The organism is Rhodovulum marinum (assembly GCF_004343075.1).
Classification (GTDB): Bacteria; Pseudomonadota; Alphaproteobacteria; order Rhodobacterales; family Rhodobacteraceae; genus Rhodovulum; species Rhodovulum marinum.
This window is the reverse complement of record NZ_SLXP01000010.1, coordinates 84,939-104,600: the sequence shown is the minus strand read 5'-3', so window position 1 is coordinate 104,600 and position 19,662 is coordinate 84,939. Positions and strand designations below refer to the sequence as shown.

Below are 19,662 nucleotides of genomic sequence, written 5' to 3'. Positions count from 1 at the left end.
GAGAGAGAGACGCGGACAAGATGAGCGACACGACGAAGGCAAAGAGGCAATGGAGGAAGGCGGACGGTTCGCCCTTGCCGCCGCCTGCGCCGAAGCCGAGCGCGCCCGCGATCATCGGACAGCCCGACCTGTTCTCTGCATCTGGTCCCAATGCCGCGACTTTTGCCCCTGCTGGGAGACCGCGGTCCAACCTTTCAATTTTCGCGCCCGGCGGGGAACTGGAAAACGCGGCCCCCGCCGAAAGAGCTATGCACTTCATGCATGGCCTCGCCATTCCCGAAGGGCCGAACGCGGGCAAGCCGGTGCAGCTCGCCCCCTTCCAGCGCCAATTCATCGAGGGCGCACTTGCCCCGGACGTGACCGCGGCGATTCTCAGCATAGGGCGCGGCAACGGCAAGTCCGCGATCACGGCCGGGCTGGCGCTTGGCGGCCTGGTCGGGATCTGGGACCGCCAGCCCCGGCGCGAGATTATCGCCGCGGCGCGGACCCGCGACCAAGGGCGGATCATCTGGGACTTCGTGGCGGGTTTCGCGGCCTCTCTGCCCCTCGAAATCCAGCGCCGGCTGATCTATCGCCGCGCCCCGCGCCTGGAGATCGAATTCGCGGGCGACGGCGGCGGTCACGTTCTGCGCGTGATCGCCGCCGATGGGAAATCGGCCCTCGGCGGCGCCCCCACCATGGCGATCCTGGACGAACGCGGCCATTGGGCGCTGGACCGTGGCGACGAGCTCGAGCACGCGCTTCTGTCCGGCCTTGGCAAGCGGGGCGGGCGCGCGTTCCTGATCAGCACCTCGGCGTCCGACGACACGCACCCGTTTTCCAAGTGGATCGACGAGCCGCTGCCCGGTTCCTACGTCCAAGAGCATCGCCCCGCACCCGGCCTGCCCGCCGATGATCGCGACTCGCTGATCATCGCCAACCCCGGCGCCGAGCATGGAATCGGTTCCTCGCTCGACTGGCTCGAGGAGCAGGCGCGGCGCGCAATCGCCCGCGGCGGTTCGGCGCTGACGACCTTCCGGCTCTACAACCGCAACGAACGTGTCTCGGGCGAGACCCGCGACCTTCTGTTGACCGTAGACGAATGGCTGGCCTGCGAGGCCGAAGACCTGCCACCGCGCGAGGGCGAGGTGGTGATCGGCATCGACCTGGGCGACTCGGCCAGCATGACGGCCGCCGCGTTCTACTGGCCTGCGACCGGGCGCCTCGAGGCCGTGGGCGCGTTCCCGTCCATGCCCTCTTTGCTGGATCGCGGCCAGGCGGACGGCGTGGCCCGGCGGTATGTCGAGATGGAGGAACGGGGCGAGCTGTTCACCATGGGCGACAAGACCGTGCCCGTCGCGCCGTGGCTGGTCGAGGTTATGCGCCGCGTCGTGGATCAGCCCGTCGCGGCCGTGGTCGCGGACAGGTTCCGCCAGGCGCAGCTTGGCGAGGCACTGACGCGTGCGGGCATCCGGGCGCCGATGCTCTGGCGCGGCATGGGGTTCAGGGACGGCAACGAAGACGCCGAACGGTTCCGCCGCGCGTGCTTCGATGGCCAGGTGAAGGCGCTTCCCTCGCTCCTGCTGCGCTCGGCCTTCGCGGATGCGGTCTGCCTGCGCGACCCGGCGAACAACATCAAGATCGCCAAGGCCCGCAGCAAGGGCCGGATCGACGCCGCCTCGGCCACCGTTCTGGCCGTGGCCGAGGGCGCCCGGATCGCCGCCCGGCCGCGCAAGACAGCGAGGATCGCTTGGGCATGAGGAAGGAACATAACCGTTACTCCCGGCACATCACCCGCGGCCCGCGCTGGCGCACCTTGCGCATGGCGATCCTCGAGCGCGACGGCTTCCGGTGCCGTGCCTGCGGTGCCCGCGGGCGCCTCGAGGTGGATCACGTCAAGCCGGTGCGCACCCATCCCGAGCTCGCCTATGACCCTGCGAACCTGCAAGCCCTCTGCCCGGCCTGCCACACCCGGAAGACCCGCATTGAGTGCGGGCACCCCGAACCCGACCCGCGCCGCAAGGCGTGGGGCGAAGCCGTCTCGGCCCTCGAGGCACGAGGCACCAATCGAGCACCACGAAAGGACAAGAAATGCTTGATTCTGTGAAGATCGCCCGCCGCCAGTCGGAAATCCGGCAGGCGCTGGCCGAGTTGGTGGGCAAGGATAAGCCCACCGAGGACGAAACCCGTTCGATGGAGACGCTTGACGCGGAATATCGGGCCAACGAAACCCGCTATCGCGCGGCCCTTATCGCGGAAGACGAGGAACGCCGAGAGGCGGGCAACGAGCTGGAAACCCGCTCGGCGCAGGAATGGGCCGAGATCATGGGCCGCTTCCAGATGCGCCAGGTGGCGCTGGCCCTGGACGAAGGCCGCCAGCTCGACGGCGCGACGGCCGAGATCGTGTCCGAACTGCGCGAGAAGGGCGGTTATCGGGGCGTGCCCGTGCCGTGGGAAGCCCTGGAACTCCGCGCGGGCGAGACTGTCGCCAGCGGCACCCCGAACCCGATCCGCACGGCGCCGATCATCGACCGGCTGTTCGCACAATCGGCCGCTGCGCGGATGGGTGCCCAGATGATCAACATCGGTGTGGGCGAGCTGGAATATCCCGTCACGACCTCGAGCGTTGCCGCAGGCTGGGCCGATGGCGAGACCGCCAGCGTTGCCGGGCCGAGCGTCTACGCGACGACCGACCGGCCGCTGAAGCCCGACCACACGCTCGGGATCACGATGAAGATCACCCGCAAGGCGCTGAAGCAGACCGGGGACGCGCTGGAACAGGCCGTCCGCCGCGACATGAACGGCGCGATTTCCGAGGCGATGGACAAGGCTGTTTTCCTCGGCACCGGGGCGAATGGGCAACCTCTGGGCGTGATCACGGGCGCGGCCACCTATGGCATCACAGCGACGGCCGTAGATGCTGAAGCGACCTCGGCCGCGTTCCGCAACGCCGTCGCCCGATTCCTGACGGCGAACGCCGCGACGGGCGGCGGGGATGTGCGCCTGCTGGCACGGCCCGAACTCTGGGCCTTCATGGACGAGCAACAATCCATCCTGCCCGACCTGACGGAATGGGACCGGCTGTTGCGCACCCTTCCGGCTGCGAACATCATGCTTTCCGGCAATGCGCTGGCCGCTCCGACCGGCTCGCCTGTGGCATCCTCGGCGCTTCTCACGACCTCGGCGGGTGGCGTGGCCCCGGTTTTCGTGGGCACCTGGGGCGCGGTTGATCTGATCCGCGACCCCTATTCCGATGCGACCTCGGGCGGGTTGCGCCTCACGGCGCTGACGACCGTTGACCTCACCGTGTCGCGCCCGGCGCAGCTCGAGGTTCTGACCGGCCTCCAGCACCAGGCCGCGTGATGCTCTGGGGCGGTCACAGCGGCGGGCTCGAGCTGCGCCGCGAAAGCGGTGGATCGGTCGCGCTGCGCGGCCGGTTCCCCTATGGCAAGGCCGCCGTCCTTTCGGACGGTGGCCGCACGGGACGCCCCCGCAAGGAAAGGATCGGCCCGCGTGCCTTCCGCTATCGAGTGGAGCGGGAGGACGAGGATATTCACCTCTTGGTGGGCCATTCCTACGACCGGCCGCTCGCCAGCCGTGGCGCGGGCACGTTGCGCCTGCATGACAGCGACGAGTCGCTGGCGTTCGAAGCCTTCCTCTCGGCGGACATGCAGGAGGTTTCCTATGTGCGGGACTTCCTCGCCGGGTTCTCGGCCGGGCTGATCATGGGGCTTTCCCCGGGCTTCCGAATCCCGCCGGAGCGCGTCGCGCCCAACGCGGAAACCGTTGAAGAGGAGGACCCGGCCGAGGGTATGGCGATCATTCGGACGGTCAACGAGGCCCTTCTCTATGAACTGAGCGTCGTGACCCGGCCCGCATACCCCGAGGCGCAGGTCGAAGCGCGCGCCTGGTCGCCCGGCCTCGAGGGGCCAGACGCGGGCCTGGTGCGTGCGATCAACAGATGGAGGCCTTGATGGGGCTTTTCGATTTCTTCCGACCCAAGCGCGAAACCCGCGCCGCGGCCTCGGGCTTCACGGCCGAGATCATGGCGGCGCGCGAGGCATGGATAAGCGGCGCCCGCGGGATCGCGGAGCTGACCGCCACGGCCCAAACCTGCGTCTCGCTCTGGGAAAACGGGCTGGCGCTGGCCGATGTGGAGGGCACCGACCTGCTGGACCGGCGCACGCTGGCGCTGGCGGGCCGTGCCGCCGCGCTGCGGGGCGAGGCAGTCTTTCACATCACCGACGAGGGCCTTGTGCCCTGTTCCGACTGGGATCTGACCACGCGGAACGGCCGCCCCCGCGCCTATCGCCTCTCCGTCGCGGAATCGGGCGGCGGGCGGAGCTTCACGGCGCTGGCGGCCGAGGTGCTGCACTTGCGGATCGGCTGCGACCCGGCGGCGCCCTACTACGGGACCGCGCCCCTCAAGCGCGCCCAGCTCACGGCCGGACTGTTGACCGCGGTGGAAACCGCGCTGGCCGAGACCTTCGAGACCGCGCCCATCGGTTCGCAGATCGTGCCCCTGCCCGACAGCGCACCCGACGACATGGAGAAGATGCGCGCCGCCTTCCGTGGGCGCCGTGGCTCTGTCCTGGTGGTCGAGGGCGTGGCGCAGGCGACGGCCGCGGGGATGAACCCCCAGCTTGGCCAGCGCCGCGAAGACCTGACCCCGAACCTCAAGGACGCCATGGCGATCGAGGCTATGCAGGCGGCCCGCGATGCGATCGGCGCGGCCTTCGGCGTGCTGCCCGGCTTGCTGAACCGCGCGACAACTGGCCCGATGGTCCGCGAGGCGCAGCGGCACCTTGCGCAATGGCAGTTGCAGCCCGTGGCCCAACTCTTGGCCGAGGAAGCGACCGAAAAGCTCGGCGCGACCGTCCAGCTCGACGTGATGCGCCCGCTTCAAGCGTTCGACGCGGGCGGCCGGGCGCGGGCCATGTCCGCGATCATCGGCGCGCTGGCGCAGGCGAAAGAGGCCGGGATCGACCCCGGCCAGGCGCTGAAACTGGTGGACTGGACAAAGGACTAGGGCGGGCACGGCCCGGCGGCTTCCTGAAGGGCCGCCGAATGTGCTGCGCTGGTCGCGCGCGGGTGTTCATGTCGAAGCGACCCGGTATAGACGGCGAGTCACGTCAGAACCCCGTCAGGGCGCGGCCCGACTTCTCCGATTGCGGGCGCGGCGCGGGCCGGACATGCGAGGCGCTGTCCGGCCCTTTCCGTCTCCACTCAGTGGAGACAGTCACTTGCGCAGCCGAACCCCCGGCCCGCCGCCGTTCTCCTGGATGAACTCAACGCCTGCGGCCTCGAGGGCGGCGCGGATCGCGGCCAGCGTCTCGGCTGAAGGCGTGGGCTTCCCCGAGCCCTCGGCCCGCTTGATGGTCATGGACGAAACGTCCATGGCTTCCGCAAGCCGCGCCTGCGACCAGCCGAGCAAGGCCCGTCCAGCCCTGAGTTGCGCGGGTGAAATTCCCTCTTGTTCCAAATTAGAACATCCCTTATGTTCTGTTATGGAACATTACCACAACCTGAGGCCCTGACAATGACCAATGACCGCGCCCGCGCGAACGACCTCGCTTTGCCCGTCACCCGCCGCACGGCTCTGGCATCGACCGCCGCGGCGGGCGCGGCCCTGTGGGCCGGAGCTTCGGCATCAGCGCCCGAAGACCCCATCTTACCCCTCTATCGCCAGTGGGTGCAGGCGCGGAAGGACTGGCACAAGTATGCGGACCTGCCAGGAAACGAACACTGGAACATGCCGGAGAGCATCGAAGCCGCCGACCGAGAAGACCGCGCTTTCTATGCAATGCTTGAACTGACGCCTTGCAGCATGGAGGGGATCGCGGCACTAGCTCATGTCCTTTGGGATTTGGACGGCCCTTCCGTTGTGCCTGAGCACCCCGAATATGCCGAGCAATGCGAAAGGACGGAAAACAAGCTTGTCCGCGCGATCTGGCGCTCGGCGTCCGGCGAGACTGGCCTGCCGCCGGACGGAAGGATGAAACGGCACGGGATTGCGTAGCAGCGTTAGTCACGCGACTATTGACCAATCGGGCGATACTCGACATAGTGGCTGCATGTTTGAGATGGCACCACAAGAGCTGCGCGAACTCTTGCATGAGCGCGCATTCAGTTCGGAAGAACTGATCCAGATGACCGGCGTGGACAAATTCACGCTGCGGAACTGGCTCAAACGCGGAACGCCTGAAATTGGCGCCAAGCACAAGCTCGGCCGGTGGGTCTTCTCTCCGGCCGATATGATGCGAATCTCTGCGATGATCGACCTGGTGGAAGAAATCGGCATGCTGCCCTCCACCGCTGCGCAATTGGCTGAAACGCCTGTGAAGCTTGTCGAGTGGCACTGCGAGCAATCCGCCAAGAATCATGCAGACCCGGATTGGGACGGCTACTCACCGCTTGAGGTTGCCCTTGAGAATTATGTCGCAGTGGCGCTGATCGGAGAGAAGGGTGTGAAAATCCACTACGCCTACTGGGATGGCGACCAACTCGTCTTTTCGCGCGACCAGACCGAACTCGACAAAGCAACGAGGGCCCTTCTTCGGGTGACGCATATCGTCTTGGGTGCTGGCCTGATCGCTGACGACATAATGGACAAGGTGAGGCGAGCAATGGATGCGGAGGCCGAAGCATGACGCGCTACTGGTATGCCAAAGACCTCGCCCGGACGCTCGGCTATCGCGGCGCCAACCACGCCTTCTGGCGGTTCTGCATCGAGCGAGGGCTTCGCCCGCTGCCCGACAAGCCCAACGCCTTCGACTACGATGCGGTGCAGGGCAAGCTCCGCGACATTCTGAGGGGGCTGTGAGGGCATGGCGGCCAGGCGCGCGATCTTCACCCAAAGCGACGTGACGAAGGTTCTCAAAGCCTATCGCGACGCGGGCCTGCCCGTGGTTCGCTGCGAGATCGACCCGCGCACGGGAAAGATAGTGGTCTTTTCGACGGTCGCCCCCGATGAAGGCGGCAACCCATGGGACGCGGCCACCGCATGAAGCACCGGAAGCAATATCCCGGCGCAACGCCCTATCGCGACCGCCACGGCAAACGCCGGTGGCGGTTCCGAAAAGGCGGTTTCTCGGCCGAGCTGGGGACCGACTACGGTTCCGACGACTTCGTGCGCCGCTATGAGGCCGCGCTTGAAGGGCACCGGACCCGCGGCCTGATCGGCGCAGAGCGAACCGCGCCCGGTTCCGTCTCGGCGCTGGTGGCGAGCTTCTACACCTCGCCTGACTTCCTGAACCTCGCGGACAGCACGAAACGCGTTTATCGCGGCATTATCGAGCCCTTCCGCCAGGACTACGGCAACCAGCCTGTGCACCAGATGCAGCGCCGCCACGTCGCCGCGATCCTCGCCAAGAAGGCCGAGACGCCGGCCGCCGCAAACAATCTTCGCAAGCGGTTGATCCAGCTCCTGGACCATGCCGTTTCGCTCGACTGGCGACCGGACAACCCGGCCCGCACGACGAAGCCCTATCGCGTCGAAAGCGAGGGCTTCCATAGCTGGGACGAGGGCGAGATCGCGCGGTTCTTCGAGGTTCACAAGCCGGGCACGCTGGCGCACCGGGCGGTGACGTTGATGCTCTACACCGGCGCCGCCCGCGTGGACGCGGTGAAGCTCGGCCCGTGGAACATCAAGGGCGACCGAATCGAATACCGACGGCAGAAGACGGCCCGCTCGGGCGGCATCCTGATCAGCATTCCGATGCACGACGACTTGCGCAATGTTCTGGCGCCTCTGCCCGATGACCGCCCGTTCCTCGCGACCGCGAGCGGCAAACCACGCTCGGCCGAGGGGCTGGGGAACGCGGTGCGGAAATGGTGCGACAAGGCGGAGCTTTCCGCGTGCACTTCGCACGGGCTGCGGAAGGCTTGCGCGCGTCGGCTGGCCGAGGCGGGCGCCACGCCCCACGAGATCGGCGCCGTGACCGGGCACAAGACCCTCGCCTTGGTGCAGCTCTACACCGAAGCGGCTGGCCGGGAAGGGCTGGCCGATTCTGCCTTCGAGAAATTGATCGCGAGACCGAACGGCGAACAGAACGTGGTGAACCTTCCGAAAAGGTTCGCCAAATCCGCCGATAACCGCCGGATACGAAAGGATAAATTGTGACAAGTGGTGAGCCGTGCAGGATTCGAACCTGCGACCCACTGATTAAAAGTCAGTTGCTCTACCAACTGAGCTAACGGCCCACTTGAGGCCTGTTCCCTAGAAAAACCGCGCGGGGGGGTCAAGGGCAAAAACCGCGCCTTTCGCTTCGTGCCGCTGGATTCGTACCGGGCGCGGCGTTATATCCCGCGGCCATGGCCCAGACGGCACCCATAAACGGCCTGCCCTTCATGAAAATGCACGGGCTGGGCAATGATTTCGTCGTTATCGACGCGCGCGCTGGCGACGTATCGCTTTCGCCGGGTCTTGTCGCGGCCATCGCCGACCGGCACCGGGGCGTGGGGTTCGACCAGCTGGCGGTGATCGAACCCGCAGAGGACGCGGATGCGCGGCTGGTTTTCTACAACGCCGACGGGTCGGCCTCGGCGACCTGCGGCAATGCCACGCGCTGCATCGCGCGGCACCTGATGGACGACACCGGCAAGGCCGAATTGACGCTTGTCACCGAACGCGGGCGACTTTCGGCGCGGGACGCCGGCGGGCGGCTGACCTCGGTGAACATGGGGGCGCCGATGCTGGATTGGGCATCGATTCCGCTGGCCGAGGCGATGGACACGCTGCACCTGCCGATTCCGGGCGATCCGGTTGCGACCGGCATGGGCAACCCGCATTGCACCTTTTTCGTGGACGACGCCGAGGCGGTGGACCTGGCCGCCTTTGGTCCCGTGCATGAGCATCACCCGCTGTTTCCCCAGCGCACCAACGTCCAGGTGGCGCACCTGGCCGGTCCCGACCGGCTGCGGATGCGGGTCTGGGAACGCGGCACGGGAATCACGCTGGCCTCGGGGTCGTCGTCTTGCGCGACTGCGGTGGCCGCCGCGCGTCGCGGTCTGACCGGGCGCAGCGTGGTGATCGAACTGGATGGCGGGCAACTGCGCATCGACTGGCGCGAGGACGGGGTCTGGATGACCGGGCCCACGGCGCATGTGTTCGACGGGGTGTTCACGCCCGATTTCCTGCGGGGCGCGTGATGGACCGCGCAGCACCCCGATTCACCACGCTGGGTTGCCGGCTGAACGCCTATGAGACCGAGGCGATGAAGGACCTGGTCTCGGCCGCGGGTCTGGACAATGTCCATGTCGTGAACACCTGCGCCGTCACCGCCGAGGCGGTGCGCAAGGCCCGGCAGGAGATTCGCCGCCTGCGGCGTGAGAATCCGCGCGGCAAGATCGTGGTGACCGGCTGTGCCGCCCAGACCGAGCCCGACCGCTTTGCCGCGATGGAGGAGGTGGACCTGGTCCTGGGCAATGCCGAGAAGATGCGCGCCGAGACCTGGGCCAGGCTGGCCGAGCCCGATTTCATCGGCCCGACCGAGAAGGTGATGGTCGATGACATCATGTCGGTGCGCGAGACCGCCGGGCACCTGATCGACGGGTTCGGCACCCGTTCGCGCGCCTATGTCCAGATCCAGAACGGCTGTGACCACCGCTGCACCTTTTGCATCATTCCCTTTGGCCGGGGCAATTCCCGGTCGGTGCCCGCGGGGGTCGTGGTGGACCAGATCGCCCGCCTGGTCGCGCGCGGCTATAACGAGGTGGTGCTGACCGGGGTGGACCTGACCAGCTGGGGCGCCGACCTGCCGGGGGAACCGCGGCTGGGCGACCTGGTGCGGCGCATCCTGAAACTGGTGCCCGAGTTGCCGCGCCTGCGCATATCTTCCATCGATTCCATCGAGGCCGACCCGGCGCTGATGGCCGCGATCGCCGAGGAAGGCCGGCTGATGCCGCATCTGCACCTGTCGCTGCAGGCGGGCGACGACCTGATCCTGAAGCGGATGAAGCGCCGCCATTCCCGCGCCGACGCGATCCGGTTCTGCGCCGAGGCCCGCCGGCTGCGCCCCGACATGACGTTCGGCGCCGACATCATCGCCGGTTTCCCGACCGAGACCGAGGAAATGTTCGAAAACTCGCTGCGGCTGGTCGGGGAGTGCGACCTGACATGGCTGCACGTCTTTCCCTATTCGCCGCGGCCCGGCACCCCGGCTGCACGGATGCCGCAGGTGAACGGCACCGCCATCAAGGACCGCGCCGCGCGCCTGCGGGACGCCGGCGCGGCGCAGGTGGACCGCCACCTTGCCGCGCAGGTGGGCCGCTCCCACCGAATCCTGATGGAAAGCCCCGAGATGGGCCGGACCGAGCAATTCACCGAGGTCGCTTTCGCCGGCCCGCGCCCTGAGGGGCAGATCGTCGAGGCCCGGATCACTGGTCATGCGAATGGGCGTCTTCAGGCGGAATAGGGTCTGTTCCGGGAACGCGGCCAGCCGGGTTACGCCCGAATGGACAGAGGTCCCCCGGCTGACTATCTTGAAGGTCACCGCAACGGAGTGACCGACGATGCCCCTGCCGCTTGCCCCGATCGCCGCGACCGCGCTCAGGATGGGTGCCGTTGCGGTTGTGGTCTATGCCATCCGCAGCCTGCGTGAACCGCTGCACCGCGACCAGCGGGCCGAGGACGCGATGGACGAATTGGGCGAGGGGCTGGCCTTTCGCCGGGATGCCGAACAGGTGAATGGCGGTGCCCGGCTGAAACGCACGATCCGGGTGGGCGAGTCGGGCCCCGGGGTGGAGATCGACGCAAGCGCCCTGGGCCGCGTCCGGTTCCGCCGCGTATGATGCAGCTGTACGACAACCCGGCTTCGCCCTTCTGTCGCAAGGTCCGGGTGGCGCTGATCGAGACCGGCCAGGTGGACGCGGTGAAGATCCTGCCTGCCGTCGGCCACGCGCTGGCGACCGAGCAGATGCCGCTGGCCGAGAACCCGCTGGGCAAGATCCCGGTGCTGACCCGCCCCGAGGGCCCCGCGCTTTACGACAGCCGGGTGATCTGCCGGTATCTGGATGCGCGCGCGGGTGCACGACTTTATCCCGAAAGCCGCATCTGGGAGGTGCTGACGCTGGAGGCCACCGCCGACGGGATCATGGATGCCGCCGTCCTGATGGTCTACGAGACGCGCTGCCGTCCCGAGGGCGAGCGCAGCCCCGCCTGGGTGGATGCCCAGTGGGGAAAGATCGCCCGCGCCCTGGACACCATCGAGTCGCGCTGGATGACCCAGCTGGCCGGGCCGCTGACAATGGCGCAGATCGCGCTCGGCTGTGCGCTGGGCTATCTCGATTTCCGCCATGGCGCCCGCGACTGGCGGGCCGGGCGCGCCGGGCTGGCCGAGTGGGAGGCGGGATTCGCCCGCCGCCCGGCTATGGAGCAGACCGCGCCCGGGGTGTGAGCGACCTCAAAACTGCGTGAGATTCGGCGCCGAGAAAACGGGCGGGAATCCGGGGCAGAGTGCGGTCGAACGTCTCAGAGCGGCGCAAGAACGGCAATTTTCTCTGGCTGCCCGTTAACGCGGCGAGTATACGACAGTCGACCGGAAATCGCGCCGGCCCACCCCCCTTGCTGCGCGGCTATGTCCGCTGGACGCAAGTGTTTACGGGGGCTAGGTAACTCTGGGAAAAGGCCGGGGCTTTCCCCATGGCCGGTTTTTCGAATCGACCGGGACGCCGGTCATGGAAAGGAGAAATTCTCGTGTCGCACGCAGAAGATCACGACGGCACCCGCCGCGACTTCCTTTACTACGCCACGGCGGGCGCCGGTGTTGTGACCGCCGGGGCGGCGGTCTGGCCGCTCGTCGACCAGATGAACCCCTCTGCCGACGTGCAGGCGCTGAGCTCGATCCGTGTGGATGTGTCCTCTGTCGCCGAAGGCCAGCAGATCACCGTCAAGTTCCTGGGCAAGCCGGTGTTCATCCGCCTGCGGACGCAGGAGGACATCGAACTGGCACGCAGCATCCCGCTGGGTGACCTGCGCGACAACGACTCGCGCAACCCGAACAAGCCGGGCGAAGCCACCGACCAGAACCGCACCATGGACGAAGACGGCAAGTGGCTGGTGATGATCGGTGTCTGCACGCACCTTGGCTGTGTGCCGATCGGCAACCAGTCGGGCGACTACGGCGGGTGGTTCTGCCCCTGCCACGGCTCGCACTATGATTCTGCCGGCCGCATTCGCAAGGGCCCCGCGCCCGAGAACATGTACATCCCGGTCGCGTCCTTCGTGGACGAGACGACCATCCAACTCGGTTAAGGGAGCACCCGATGTCCGGTATTCCTCACGATCACTACGAGCCGAAGTCGGGCTCCGAGAAGTGGCTGCATCGGCGCCTGCCGATCGTCGGCCTGATCTACGACACGATCATGATCCCGACCCCCAAGAACCTCAACTGGATGTGGATCTGGGGCGTCGTGCTGTTCTTCGCGCTGGTGCTGCAGATCGTCACCGGTATCGTGCTGGCGATGCACTACGTGCCGCATGCCGACATGGCCTTTGCCTCGGTCGAGCACATCATGCGCAACGTGAACGGCGGCCACTTCCTGCGCTACCTGCATGCGAACGGCGCCTCGCTGTTCTTCATCGCGGTGTACCTGCACATCTTCCGCGGGCTTTACTACGGTTCGTACAAGTCGCCGCGCGAGGTGACCTGGATCATCGGTATCCTGATCTACCTGGCGATGATGGCCACGGCGTTCATGGGCTACGTTCTGCCCTGGGGCCAGATGTCCTTCTGGGGCGCGACCGTGATCACCGGGCTGTTCGGCGCGATTCCGTGGGTCGGCGACGCCCTTCTGACCTGGCTGCAGGGCGGCCCGGCGGTTGGCAACCCGACGCTGACGCGCTTCTTCTCGCTGCACTACCTGCTGCCCTTCGTGATCCTGGGCCTGTCGATCGTCCATGTCTGGGCGTTCCACAGCACCGGCAACAACAACCCCACCGGGGTCGAGGTGCGCCGCGCGTCCAAGGAAGAGGCCGAGAAGGACACCCTGCCGTTCTGGCCCTACTTCGTAATCAAGGACCTGTTCGCGCTGGGCGTCGTGCTGATCGCGTTCTTCGCGGTGGTCGGCTTCATGCCGAACTATCTGGGCCACCCGGACAACTATGTCATGGCCGACCCGCTGGTGACGCCGACGCATATCGTGCCCGAATGGTACTTCCTGCCCTTCTACGCGATCCTGCGGGCCTTTGACGGCGACGTCTGGCTGGTGATCCTGACCGACTGGCTGACCTTCGGTGTGGTCGACGCCAAGTTCTTCGGCGTGATCGCGATGTTCGGTTCGATCATCGTGATGGCGCTGGTGCCGTGGCTTGACACCTCGAACGTCCGGTCGGGCCGGTACCGGCCGATGTTCAAGGTGGCCTTCTGGATCTTCGTCGTGGACTTCTTCGTCCTGATGTGGGCGGGGGCCATGCCGGCCGAGGGCATCTATCCGACCATCGCCCTGATCGGTTCGGCTGTCTGGTTCGCCTATTTCCTGATCGTCCTGCCGGTTCTGGGTGTCATCGAAAAGCCGTTGCCCCAGCCCGAGACCATCGAGGAAGACTTCAACGCCCACTATGGCGACGGCGCTGCGACCGGCACCGCCACCAGCCCCGCCGAGTGAGAGAAGGGATCGTAACGATGTTGATGAAACGCACGATCGCCGCGCTGACCGCCCTGACCATCGGGGCGGGTGGCGCCCTCGCCGCCGAGAGCGAAGGGCATGTCACGGACTACAAGTTCCCGTTCGAAGGCGTGTTCGGGAAATACGACCAGGCCCAGCTTCAGCGCGGTCTGCAGGTCTACACCGAGATCTGCGCCGCCTGCCACGGCCTGATCTACGTGCCCTTCCGTGCACTGTCCGAGCCCGGCGGGCCCAGCCTCAGCGATGACGCCATGCGGGAATACGCCGCGTCCTTCGAGGTGTTCGACGAAGAGATCGACGATTTCCGCCCGGCCAAGCCGACCGACCATTACCCGGCCGGCACCTATCCCGGCGCGCCCGACCTTAGCCTGATGGCCAAGTCGCGGGCGGGTTTCCACGGGCCGGCGGGCACGGGTCTGAACCAGCTGTTCAAGGGCATCGGCGGACCCGAGTACATCACGTCCTATCTCTTGGCCTTCACGGACGAGACGAAGGACGAGGCGGGCACGATCTACTACCGCAACCCGGTCTTCTCGACGGGGTGGAGCGCGATGCCGCCGCAGCTGTACGGTGACGACGTGGAATATGCGGACGGCACCCCGGCGACTGCGGAACAGGCCGCCAAGGACGTGGCCGCTTTCCTGATGTGGACCGCCGAGCCCAAGCTGATGGCGCGCAAGGAGGCCGGCTTCATCTCGGTCATGTTCCTGACCGTGCTGACGGTGCTGCTGTACCTGACCAACAAGCGGCTTTGGGCGCCTTACAAGCCCAAGAAGGAAATCTGATCCCATACCGGATCAACTGATCTTCGGGAACGCGCCCTTCGGGGCGCGTTTTCTTTTGGCGATCCGGGCCTAGCCCAGATAGGCGCGCAGCGCCGGGGGCGGATCGGCCAGTAGTGCGGCGGTCGGGCGTGGTGGGTGCGTCCTGCCATCGGCCACGATCACGGTTTCCTCGGCGATGGCGCGTGCGTCCTGGGGGTCGTGGGTCACCAAAAGCACGGTCGCGCCGGTTTCCCGGGCCAGGTTTGCCACAAGCGCCAGCATTTCCGATTTCAGCGCCGGCCCCAGCGCCGCGAAGGGTTCGTCCAGAAGCATCAGCGGCCGGCCGCGCAACAGCATCCGGGCCAGCGCCACCCGCCCCCGTTGCCCGCCCGACAGCGCGGCGGGAACGCGGTCGCCGAGACCGGCCAGCCCGACCCGTGCCAGCGCCGCCTCGACCGCCTGCCAGTCCTTTGGCGACAGCCGCAGGTCGGGCCGTAGGCCAAGCCCGACGTTTTGCGCCGCCGTCAGGTGCGGGAAAAGGTTGTTGTCCTGGAACAGCATCGACAGGGGCCGGTCGCCGGGGGCGAGCGGCCCAAGGTCCTTGCCCTGCCACAGGACACGCCCCGCGCTGGGCGGCAGAAATCCCGCGATCACGTCGAGCAGCGTGGATTTGCCCGCGCCCGAGGGCCCCAGAACGGCCACGATCCGCCCTTTTTCGACCCGCAGGTCGGCCGTGAGACGGAAGTCGCCCTGTTCGATCACCAGCCGGTCAAGTGTCAGCACGCAGCCGCCCCCCACGGTCGAAAACCCAGAAAAGACCAAGGCTGAGCCCCAGAAGCAGCAGCGCCGCCCCGGCGGCGGCGTCCATCCGGTAGGCGGCCATCAGGCGATAAAGCTGCAGGGGCAGGGTGGCCTGCCCGGGATCCGCGAAAAGCGCGATCACGCCGAGGTCCCCCATCGACAGCGCCGCGGACAGCCCGAGCGTGAAGCCGATGGGGCGCCGCAGGCGCGGCAACAGCAAGTGGCGGATCCGCGCGCGCCCGGTCATCCCAAGGCTGTCGGCCAGCCGGCCGAACGCCGCCTCGGTCTCGGCGACGGCGGGGGTGAGGGTGCGGAGCGCGAAGGGCAGGCTCATCGCGGCGTTGACCAGCGCCGTTACCGGCAGCGCCAGCGCCACCGGGTCGGCGACCGGAAACAGAAGGATGAACAGGCCGGTGCCCATTACCAGCGGCGACGCTGCAATGGCCAGTGTCCCGGCGGCCTGCAATGCCGCGCCGCGCGCGCCGCCCAACCGTGTCGCCGCGACGGCCATCGGCAAGGCCAGCGCCAGCGTCAGTGCCGCCGACCCCAGCGCCACGGCCAGCGACCGCAGGGCCGCTTGCCACACCGACAGCGGCAGGTCGACAAGGCCCGCCAGCCCCCGCACCACGATCATGCCCAGCGGCAGAACGAGGAACAGCGTGGCGAGGCCGATCCAGGTGGCGTCTTGCAGCCGAAGCGCCGCCGCGCCCGAATCCCAGCGCAGCACGGGCCGGTCCAGCCCGGTGCCCAACGCCCCGGGCACCGCCACCGCGAAGGCGAGCGCCGCCGCGCCCGCGCAAAGCCCGAACTGGATCACGGACAACAGCGCCGCGCGCCCGAGGTCGAAGTCGAACCGGAAGGCCTGGTAGATTGCCAGTTCCACGGTGGTCGCCCGCGGCCCGCCGCCCAGCGTCAGCGCGACGGCAAAGCTGGTCATGCAGATCAGGAAGATCACCAGGAACGCGCCCGGCAGAACCGCCCGCAACATTGGCCATTCCAGCCGCCGGGCGATATCGCGTGACGAGAAGCCCAGCGAAGCGGCAAGGCGGAAGCGTTCGGCGGGAATCGCCAGCCAGCCCTGCAGGATCAGCCGCGTGGCCAGCGGCAGGTTGAAGAAGACATGGGCCAGCAAGACCCCCTGAAGCCCGTAGATATCGAGCGGCCCAAGCCCGAAGGGTGACAGCGCCTGGCTGACCAGCCCGCCCCGCCCGAACACCGCCAAAAGGCCCAGAACCGCGACGATCACCGGCAGGATGAACGGCGCGCCCAGCAGCGTGACCAGAAGGCCGCGGCCAGGAAAACGGCGCCGGGCCAGTGCGCGGGCCACCGGGATGGCGAGCGCGGTGCTGAACACCGCCGACAGCAGGGCCTGTGTCAGGGTGAAGCGCACCGCGGCCCAGTCGGCCGGTCCCAGCGCCGCGGCGCCCTCGGCGCGCCAGGCCACGGCGGCTAGCGTGCCCAGCGACAGCGCCAGCATCACGCCGCCCGCGAACAGTCCCGCGGGCAGCGCGGCCCCTAGCGGCTGAGTGCGTCGCGCCATTCGGCGATGGCCCCGTCGCGCATCGCCGCGGCTTCCTCTGCGGGCAGCAGCAGCGCCGTATCGGGCTGGATCAGGGTCGAAAACCCGTCTGGAAGCCCGGCGGTGGGGGTGGCGGCGGGATACATCCAGTTCGTGGTCGGGATCACCGACTGGAACGCGTCGGTCAGCATGAAGTCGAGGAACGCCCGTGCCAGTTCGGGCTGGTCAGACGCGGCCACGCGGCCGGCGACCTCGACCTGCAGGTAATGGCCTTCGTCGAACTGCGCGGCGGCCTTGGTGTCGTCCTCTTCTGCGATCAGGTGGTAGGCCGGCGAGGTCGTGTAGCTGAGAACCATGTCGGCCTCGCCGTCCATGAACATGCCATAGGCCTCGGACCAGCCCTTGGTGACGGTCAGGACATGCGGTGCAAGGCCGGCCCAGATGTCGGGCGCGCGCTCGCCATGGGCGGCCTTGACCCACATCAGCAGGCCCAGCCCCGGCGTGGAACTGCGCGGGTCCTGGATCACGATCTTCAGATCGTCGGGGGCCGCGATCAACGCGTCGAAACTGTCGGGTGGGGTGGCGAGGCGCGTCTTGTCGTAGACGAAGGCGAAATAGCCCCAGTCATAGGGCAGGAAGGTCGGGTCGTCCCAGGCGACGGGCAGGTCGAGCGCGGGGGCCTCGATGCCGTGGGGCGCGAAAAGCCCGGTTTCCGCGGCAGCGGCCGTCAGGTTGGTGTCGAGCCCAAGGACCACGTCGGCCTCGGTCCGGTCGCCTTCCAGCCGCAGCCGGGCCAGCAGCGAGGCGCCATCGCCGGCGGCCACGAACCGCAGATCACAGCCGCAGACCTTTTCGAAGGCGGCCTCGACCTGGGGGCCGGGGCCCCATTCCGAGATGAAGCTGTCATAGGTATAGACGGTCAGCACGGGGGTCTGGGCCACGGCACTGGTGGCGCACAAGATCCCCGCGGCGATGATCGGCAGTCGCATGGGTCATCCTCCATCTGCGGGGCGGTGGGGCAAGGGTGGAGGCTGTCCAGGCACCTTTCCTCCGCCGGTTCTAACCGGGTCAGGTTCGACGGGTTCGCGCAATCCGCGCATCTCAGCCCCTGTGCGGGGCACCCCGAGGTAGGCCGAAGGTAATCCCCGCGACCGCTGCCCGCAAGGGAAAGCGCTTGAGAGGGGCGGGCGGCGCGGCTATGCCGGGCGCAAAGGAGAGCCTGCCCATGAGCCTGAACAGTTTCGGCCACCTGTTCCGCGTCACCACCTGGGGCGAAAGCCACGGGCCGGCGCTGGGCGCCACCGTGGATGGTTGCCCCCCGGGGGTCGAGATCGACGCGGCCGCGATCCAGCACTGGCTGGACCGGCGCAAGCCCGGGCAATCGAAATTCACCACCCAGCGGCGCGAACCGGACGAGGTGGAAATCCTGTCCGGCGTGTTCGAGGGCCAGACGACGGGCACGCCGATCCAGCTGATGATCCGAAACACCGACCAGCGGTCGAAGGATTACGGCGACATCGTCGAGAAGTTCCGCCCGGGGCACGCCGATATCACCTATTGGCAGAAATACGGCATCCGCGATTACCGCGGCGGCGGGCGGTCCTCGGCGCGGGAAACCGCGGCGCGGGTCGCGGCGGGGGGCGTGGCGCGGGCGGCGCTGGCCACGCTGGCGCCGGGGCTCAGGATCACCGGTTACATGGTGCAGATGGGCCCGCACGCCATCGACCGGGGCCGGTTCGACTGGGACCAGATCGAACAGAACCCGTTCTGGGTGCCCGACGCGCAGGCCGCCGAAGACTGGGCCAGCTACCTGGACGGGCTGCGCAAGGACGGGAATTCCGTGGGCGCGGTGGTCGAGGTGGTCGCCCGCGGCGTGCCCGCCGGGTTGGGCGCCCCGATCTATGGCAAGCTGGACACCGACCTGGCCGCCGCGATGATGAGCATCAACGCCGTCAAGGGCGTCGAGATCGGCGAGGGCATGGCGGCGGCGGCGCTGACCGGCACCGAGAATGCCGACGAGATCTTCATGGGCAATGACGGCCAGCCGGTGTTTTCCTCGAACCACGCGGGCGGGATCCTGGGCGGGATTTCCACCGGGCAGGACGTCGTGGTGCGTTTCGCGGTCAAGCCGACCTCGTCGATCCTGACGCCGCGGCGGACGATCACCCGGTCGGGTGCGGCGACCGAGATCGTCACCAAGGGCCGCCACGATCCCTGCGTCGGCATCCGGGCGGTGCCGGTGGGCGAGGCGATGATGGCCTGTGTCCTGCTGGATCACCTGCTGCTGCACCGCGGTCAGATCGGCGAAAACCGCGGCCGGATCGGTTAGGCTGGCCGCCCGGCCGCGCGCCTAGCGGCGGCAGCTCATCAACTGGCCGCGATAGGTGGCGGCGCGCTGGTCCACCCGGTCCGCCACCGCCAGAAGCCAGCCCTTGCTGTTGTAGCTGCGCCGGGCAAAGCCCGCGTGCCCCTCGTGATAGGCGAGGTACTGGTTGCGCGCGTCGGTCAGCGGAATGCCCAGCTTTTCGCGTGTCTGGGTCATGTACCAGCCCATGAAATCGGTCGCGTCGCGGATATCGTCGCGTCGCGCGCCCCGGTTGCCGGTGGCGCGGCGGTAATCGTCCCATGTCCCGTCGATCGCCTGGGCATAGCCATAGGCAGAACTTTGCCGGCCCATCGGGATGATCCCCAGCACATAGCGATGCGGCGTGCGCGCGTTGCCCACGAATTTGCTTTCCTGGTGGATCATCGCCATCTGCACATGCACCGGCACGCCCCAGCGGCGTTCGACACGCTCCATCGCGCGAAGGTATTTCGGGCGCTCGCGCGTGATGCTGCAGGCATTGTCAAGATCGCGCGGGGGTGAATAACCACCGCCGCAGCCTGCAAGCGCAAGAATGACCGCCACGAGAAGGACCCTGCTCATCTGCCCCGGCCTCGTTCGTTTATTTGTTGTTGGGATCACGATAGGCG

The 19,662-nt window shown here is 67.7% G+C and carries 23 protein-coding genes, 1 tRNA gene and 1 riboswitch; of the genes, 18 read left to right on the top strand and 6 right to left on the bottom strand.

Features of this window, described 5'->3' with window-relative positions; all coding sequences use genetic code 11:
• Window positions 1-248: 248 nt before the first annotated feature.
• From EV662_RS14875 to EV662_RS14855, 5 genes are read left to right on the top strand one after another with little or no spacing between them, the layout of a single operon-like run.
• On the top strand, window positions 249-1,739 hold the full coding sequence (locus EV662_RS14875; RefSeq protein ID WP_243695867.1) for a terminase large subunit domain-containing protein: 1,491 nt from the start codon (window positions 249-251) through the stop codon (window positions 1,737-1,739).
• Entirely contained in the window at window positions 1,736-2,086 is a 351-nt protein-coding gene (locus EV662_RS14870) for an HNH endonuclease (protein ID WP_132464206.1), read from the top strand. The genes EV662_RS14875 and EV662_RS14870 overlap by 4 nt, the downstream gene beginning before the upstream one ends.
• Entirely contained in the window at window positions 2,071-3,342 is a 1,272-nt protein-coding gene (locus tag EV662_RS14865) for a phage major capsid protein (RefSeq protein ID WP_132464202.1), read from the top strand. Before EV662_RS14870 ends, EV662_RS14865 begins: the two co-directional genes overlap by 16 nt.
• The gene (locus EV662_RS14860) at window positions 3,342-3,953 is read left to right on the top strand and encodes an HK97 family phage prohead protease (RefSeq protein ID WP_132464199.1); all 612 of its coding nucleotides are present in this window, start codon (window positions 3,342-3,344) and stop codon (window positions 3,951-3,953) included. Before EV662_RS14865 ends, EV662_RS14860 begins: the two co-directional genes overlap by 1 nt.
• The gene (locus EV662_RS14855; RefSeq protein ID WP_132464196.1) at window positions 3,953-5,008 is read left to right on the top strand and encodes a phage portal protein; all 1,056 of its coding nucleotides are present in this window, start codon (window positions 3,953-3,955) and stop codon (window positions 5,006-5,008) included. Before EV662_RS14860 ends, EV662_RS14855 begins: the two co-directional genes overlap by 1 nt.
• A gap of 210 nt (window positions 5,009-5,218) precedes the next feature.
• On the opposite strand, the gene EV662_RS14850 is transcribed toward EV662_RS14855, so the two are convergent.
• Window positions 5,219-5,461: a helix-turn-helix domain-containing protein gene (locus EV662_RS14850; protein WP_132464193.1), complete on the bottom strand. Its 243-nt coding sequence runs from the start codon at window positions 5,459-5,461 to the stop codon at window positions 5,219-5,221.
• 57 nt (window positions 5,462-5,518) lie between these two features.
• Here EV662_RS14850 and EV662_RS14845 point away from each other — a divergent pair, with 57 nt between their 5' ends.
• Genes EV662_RS14845 through EV662_RS14830 form a run of 5 tightly spaced genes read left to right on the top strand, consistent with a single transcriptional unit; the run spans window position 5,519 to window position 8,101 of the window.
• On the top strand, window positions 5,519-5,998 hold the full coding sequence (locus EV662_RS14845; protein ID WP_132464190.1) for a hypothetical protein: 480 nt from the start codon (window positions 5,519-5,521) through the stop codon (window positions 5,996-5,998).
• A 55-nt stretch (window positions 5,999-6,053) separates the two neighbouring features.
• Window positions 6,054-6,629 (top strand): MerR family transcriptional regulator, encoded by a 576-nt coding sequence (locus EV662_RS14840; protein WP_132464187.1) that lies wholly within the window; start codon window positions 6,054-6,056, stop codon window positions 6,627-6,629.
• Window positions 6,626-6,802 carry a hypothetical protein gene (locus EV662_RS19590; RefSeq protein ID WP_165915605.1) on the top strand — a complete coding sequence of 59 codons (177 nt, stop codon included), beginning with the start codon at window positions 6,626-6,628 and terminating at the stop codon, window positions 6,800-6,802. The genes EV662_RS14840 and EV662_RS19590 overlap by 4 nt, the downstream gene beginning before the upstream one ends.
• 4 nt (window positions 6,803-6,806) lie before the next feature.
• Window positions 6,807-6,986, top strand: coding sequence for a hypothetical protein (locus EV662_RS14835; RefSeq protein ID WP_132464184.1), 180 nt, complete (start codon window positions 6,807-6,809; stop codon window positions 6,984-6,986).
• Window positions 6,965-8,101, top strand: coding sequence for a tyrosine-type recombinase/integrase (locus EV662_RS14830; RefSeq protein WP_132464181.1), 1,137 nt, complete (start codon window positions 6,965-6,967; stop codon window positions 8,099-8,101). Before EV662_RS14835 ends, EV662_RS14830 begins: the two co-directional genes overlap by 22 nt.
• 4 nt (window positions 8,102-8,105) lie before the next feature.
• Here EV662_RS14830 and EV662_RS14825 read toward each other — a convergent pair.
• Window positions 8,106-8,181 (bottom strand) — tRNA-Lys (locus EV662_RS14825).
• A gap of 111 nt (window positions 8,182-8,292) precedes the next feature.
• On the opposite strand from EV662_RS14825, the gene dapF reads away from it, so the two are divergent.
• The 7 genes from dapF (at window position 8,293) to EV662_RS14790 (ending at window position 14,390) form a co-directional block, all read left to right on the top strand.
• The gene (gene dapF / locus EV662_RS14820; protein ID WP_132464178.1) at window positions 8,293-9,129 is read left to right on the top strand and encodes a diaminopimelate epimerase; all 837 of its coding nucleotides are present in this window, start codon (window positions 8,293-8,295) and stop codon (window positions 9,127-9,129) included.
• Entirely contained in the window at window positions 9,129-10,394 is a 1,266-nt protein-coding gene (mtaB, locus tag EV662_RS14815) for a tRNA (N(6)-L-threonylcarbamoyladenosine(37)-C(2))-methylthiotransferase MtaB (RefSeq protein WP_132464175.1), read from the top strand. Before dapF ends, mtaB begins: the two co-directional genes overlap by 1 nt.
• 97 nt (window positions 10,395-10,491) lie before the next feature.
• Window positions 10,492-10,770, top strand: a complete 279-nt coding sequence (locus tag EV662_RS14810) for a hypothetical protein (RefSeq protein ID WP_132464172.1) — start codon at window positions 10,492-10,494, stop codon at window positions 10,768-10,770.
• Window positions 10,770-11,375: a glutathione S-transferase family protein gene (locus EV662_RS14805; protein ID WP_132464289.1), complete on the top strand. Its 606-nt coding sequence runs from the start codon at window positions 10,770-10,772 to the stop codon at window positions 11,373-11,375. The genes EV662_RS14810 and EV662_RS14805 overlap by 1 nt, the downstream gene beginning before the upstream one ends.
• 299 nt (window positions 11,376-11,674) lie before the next feature.
• Complete coding sequence (gene petA, locus EV662_RS14800) at window positions 11,675-12,232, top strand: ubiquinol-cytochrome c reductase iron-sulfur subunit (RefSeq protein ID WP_132464169.1); 558 nt, start codon at window positions 11,675-11,677, stop codon at window positions 12,230-12,232.
• 11 nt (window positions 12,233-12,243) lie between these two features.
• Entirely contained in the window at window positions 12,244-13,584 is a 1,341-nt protein-coding gene (locus EV662_RS14795; protein WP_132464166.1) for a cytochrome b, read from the top strand.
• 17 nt (window positions 13,585-13,601) lie between these two features.
• The gene (locus EV662_RS14790) at window positions 13,602-14,390 is read left to right on the top strand and encodes a cytochrome c1 (RefSeq protein WP_132464163.1); all 789 of its coding nucleotides are present in this window, start codon (window positions 13,602-13,604) and stop codon (window positions 14,388-14,390) included.
• 69 nt (window positions 14,391-14,459) lie between these two features.
• On the opposite strand, the gene thiQ is transcribed toward EV662_RS14790, so the two are convergent.
• Genes thiQ through thiB form a run of 3 tightly spaced genes read right to left on the bottom strand, consistent with a single transcriptional unit; the run spans window position 14,460 to window position 17,678 of the window.
• A complete protein-coding gene (thiQ, locus tag EV662_RS14785; protein WP_132464161.1) occupies window positions 14,460-15,152 on the bottom strand; it encodes a thiamine ABC transporter ATP-binding protein in 693 nt (230 codons plus the stop codon).
• Entirely contained in the window at window positions 15,139-16,710 is a 1,572-nt protein-coding gene (locus EV662_RS14780; RefSeq protein ID WP_132464158.1) for a thiamine/thiamine pyrophosphate ABC transporter permease ThiP, read from the bottom strand. Before EV662_RS14780 ends, thiQ begins: the two co-directional genes overlap by 14 nt.
• Window positions 16,686-17,678 carry a thiamine ABC transporter substrate binding subunit gene (gene thiB / locus EV662_RS14775; protein WP_132464155.1) on the bottom strand — a complete coding sequence of 331 codons (993 nt, stop codon included), beginning with the start codon at window positions 17,676-17,678 and terminating at the stop codon, window positions 16,686-16,688. Before thiB ends, EV662_RS14780 begins: the two co-directional genes overlap by 25 nt.
• 39 nt (window positions 17,679-17,717) lie before the next feature.
• Window positions 17,718-17,824: riboswitch (TPP riboswitch) on the bottom strand.
• Window positions 17,825-17,914: 90 nt separating this feature from the next.
• On the opposite strand from thiB, the gene aroC reads away from it, so the two are divergent.
• On the top strand, window positions 17,915-19,018 hold the full coding sequence (gene aroC, locus EV662_RS14770) for a chorismate synthase (RefSeq protein ID WP_132464152.1): 1,104 nt from the start codon (window positions 17,915-17,917) through the stop codon (window positions 19,016-19,018).
• A gap of 21 nt (window positions 19,019-19,039) precedes the next feature.
• On the opposite strand, the gene EV662_RS14765 is transcribed toward aroC, so the two are convergent.
• Entirely contained in the window at window positions 19,040-19,615 is a 576-nt protein-coding gene (locus EV662_RS14765) for a transglycosylase SLT domain-containing protein (protein WP_132464149.1), read from the bottom strand.
• Between the last annotated feature and the right edge of the window lie 47 nt (window positions 19,616-19,662).

Excerpts from the sequence above, each read along its gene's own strand:
- EV662_RS14875 (WP_243695867.1), top strand. The coding sequence starts at position 249 with ATGCACTTCATGCATGGCCTCGCCATTCCCGAAGGGCCGAACGCGGGC.
- EV662_RS14870 (WP_132464206.1), top strand. The coding sequence starts at position 1,736 with ATGAGGAAGGAACATAACCGTTACTCCCGGCACATCACCCGCGGCCCG.
- EV662_RS14865 (WP_132464202.1), top strand. The coding sequence starts at position 2,071 with ATGCTTGATTCTGTGAAGATCGCCCGCCGCCAGTCGGAAATCCGGCAG.
- EV662_RS14860 (WP_132464199.1), top strand. The coding sequence starts at position 3,342 with ATGCTCTGGGGCGGTCACAGCGGCGGGCTCGAGCTGCGCCGCGAAAGC.
- EV662_RS14855 (WP_132464196.1), top strand. The coding sequence starts at position 3,953 with ATGGGGCTTTTCGATTTCTTCCGACCCAAGCGCGAAACCCGCGCCGCG.
- EV662_RS14845 (WP_132464190.1), top strand. The coding sequence starts at position 5,519 with ATGACCAATGACCGCGCCCGCGCGAACGACCTCGCTTTGCCCGTCACC.
- EV662_RS14840 (WP_132464187.1), top strand. The coding sequence starts at position 6,054 with ATGTTTGAGATGGCACCACAAGAGCTGCGCGAACTCTTGCATGAGCGC.
- EV662_RS19590 (WP_165915605.1), top strand. The coding sequence starts at position 6,626 with ATGACGCGCTACTGGTATGCCAAAGACCTCGCCCGGACGCTCGGCTAT.
- EV662_RS14835 (WP_132464184.1), top strand. The coding sequence starts at position 6,807 with ATGGCGGCCAGGCGCGCGATCTTCACCCAAAGCGACGTGACGAAGGTT.
- EV662_RS14830 (WP_132464181.1), top strand. The coding sequence starts at position 6,965 with ATGGGACGCGGCCACCGCATGAAGCACCGGAAGCAATATCCCGGCGCA.
- dapF (WP_132464178.1), top strand. The coding sequence starts at position 8,293 with ATGGCCCAGACGGCACCCATAAACGGCCTGCCCTTCATGAAAATGCAC.
- mtaB (WP_132464175.1), top strand. The coding sequence starts at position 9,129 with ATGGACCGCGCAGCACCCCGATTCACCACGCTGGGTTGCCGGCTGAAC.
- EV662_RS14810 (WP_132464172.1), top strand. The coding sequence starts at position 10,492 with ATGCCCCTGCCGCTTGCCCCGATCGCCGCGACCGCGCTCAGGATGGGT.
- EV662_RS14805 (WP_132464289.1), top strand. The coding sequence starts at position 10,770 with ATGCAGCTGTACGACAACCCGGCTTCGCCCTTCTGTCGCAAGGTCCGG.
- EV662_RS14795 (WP_132464166.1), top strand. The coding sequence starts at position 12,244 with ATGTCCGGTATTCCTCACGATCACTACGAGCCGAAGTCGGGCTCCGAG.
- EV662_RS14790 (WP_132464163.1), top strand. The coding sequence starts at position 13,602 with ATGTTGATGAAACGCACGATCGCCGCGCTGACCGCCCTGACCATCGGG.
- EV662_RS14780 (WP_132464158.1), bottom strand. The coding sequence starts at position 16,710 with ATGGCGCGACGCACTCAGCCGCTAGGGGCCGCGCTGCCCGCGGGACTG.
- thiB (WP_132464155.1), bottom strand. The coding sequence starts at position 17,678 with ATGCGACTGCCGATCATCGCCGCGGGGATCTTGTGCGCCACCAGTGCC.
- aroC (WP_132464152.1), top strand. The coding sequence starts at position 17,915 with ATGAGCCTGAACAGTTTCGGCCACCTGTTCCGCGTCACCACCTGGGGC.
- EV662_RS14765 (WP_132464149.1), bottom strand. The coding sequence starts at position 19,615 with ATGAGCAGGGTCCTTCTCGTGGCGGTCATTCTTGCGCTTGCAGGCTGC.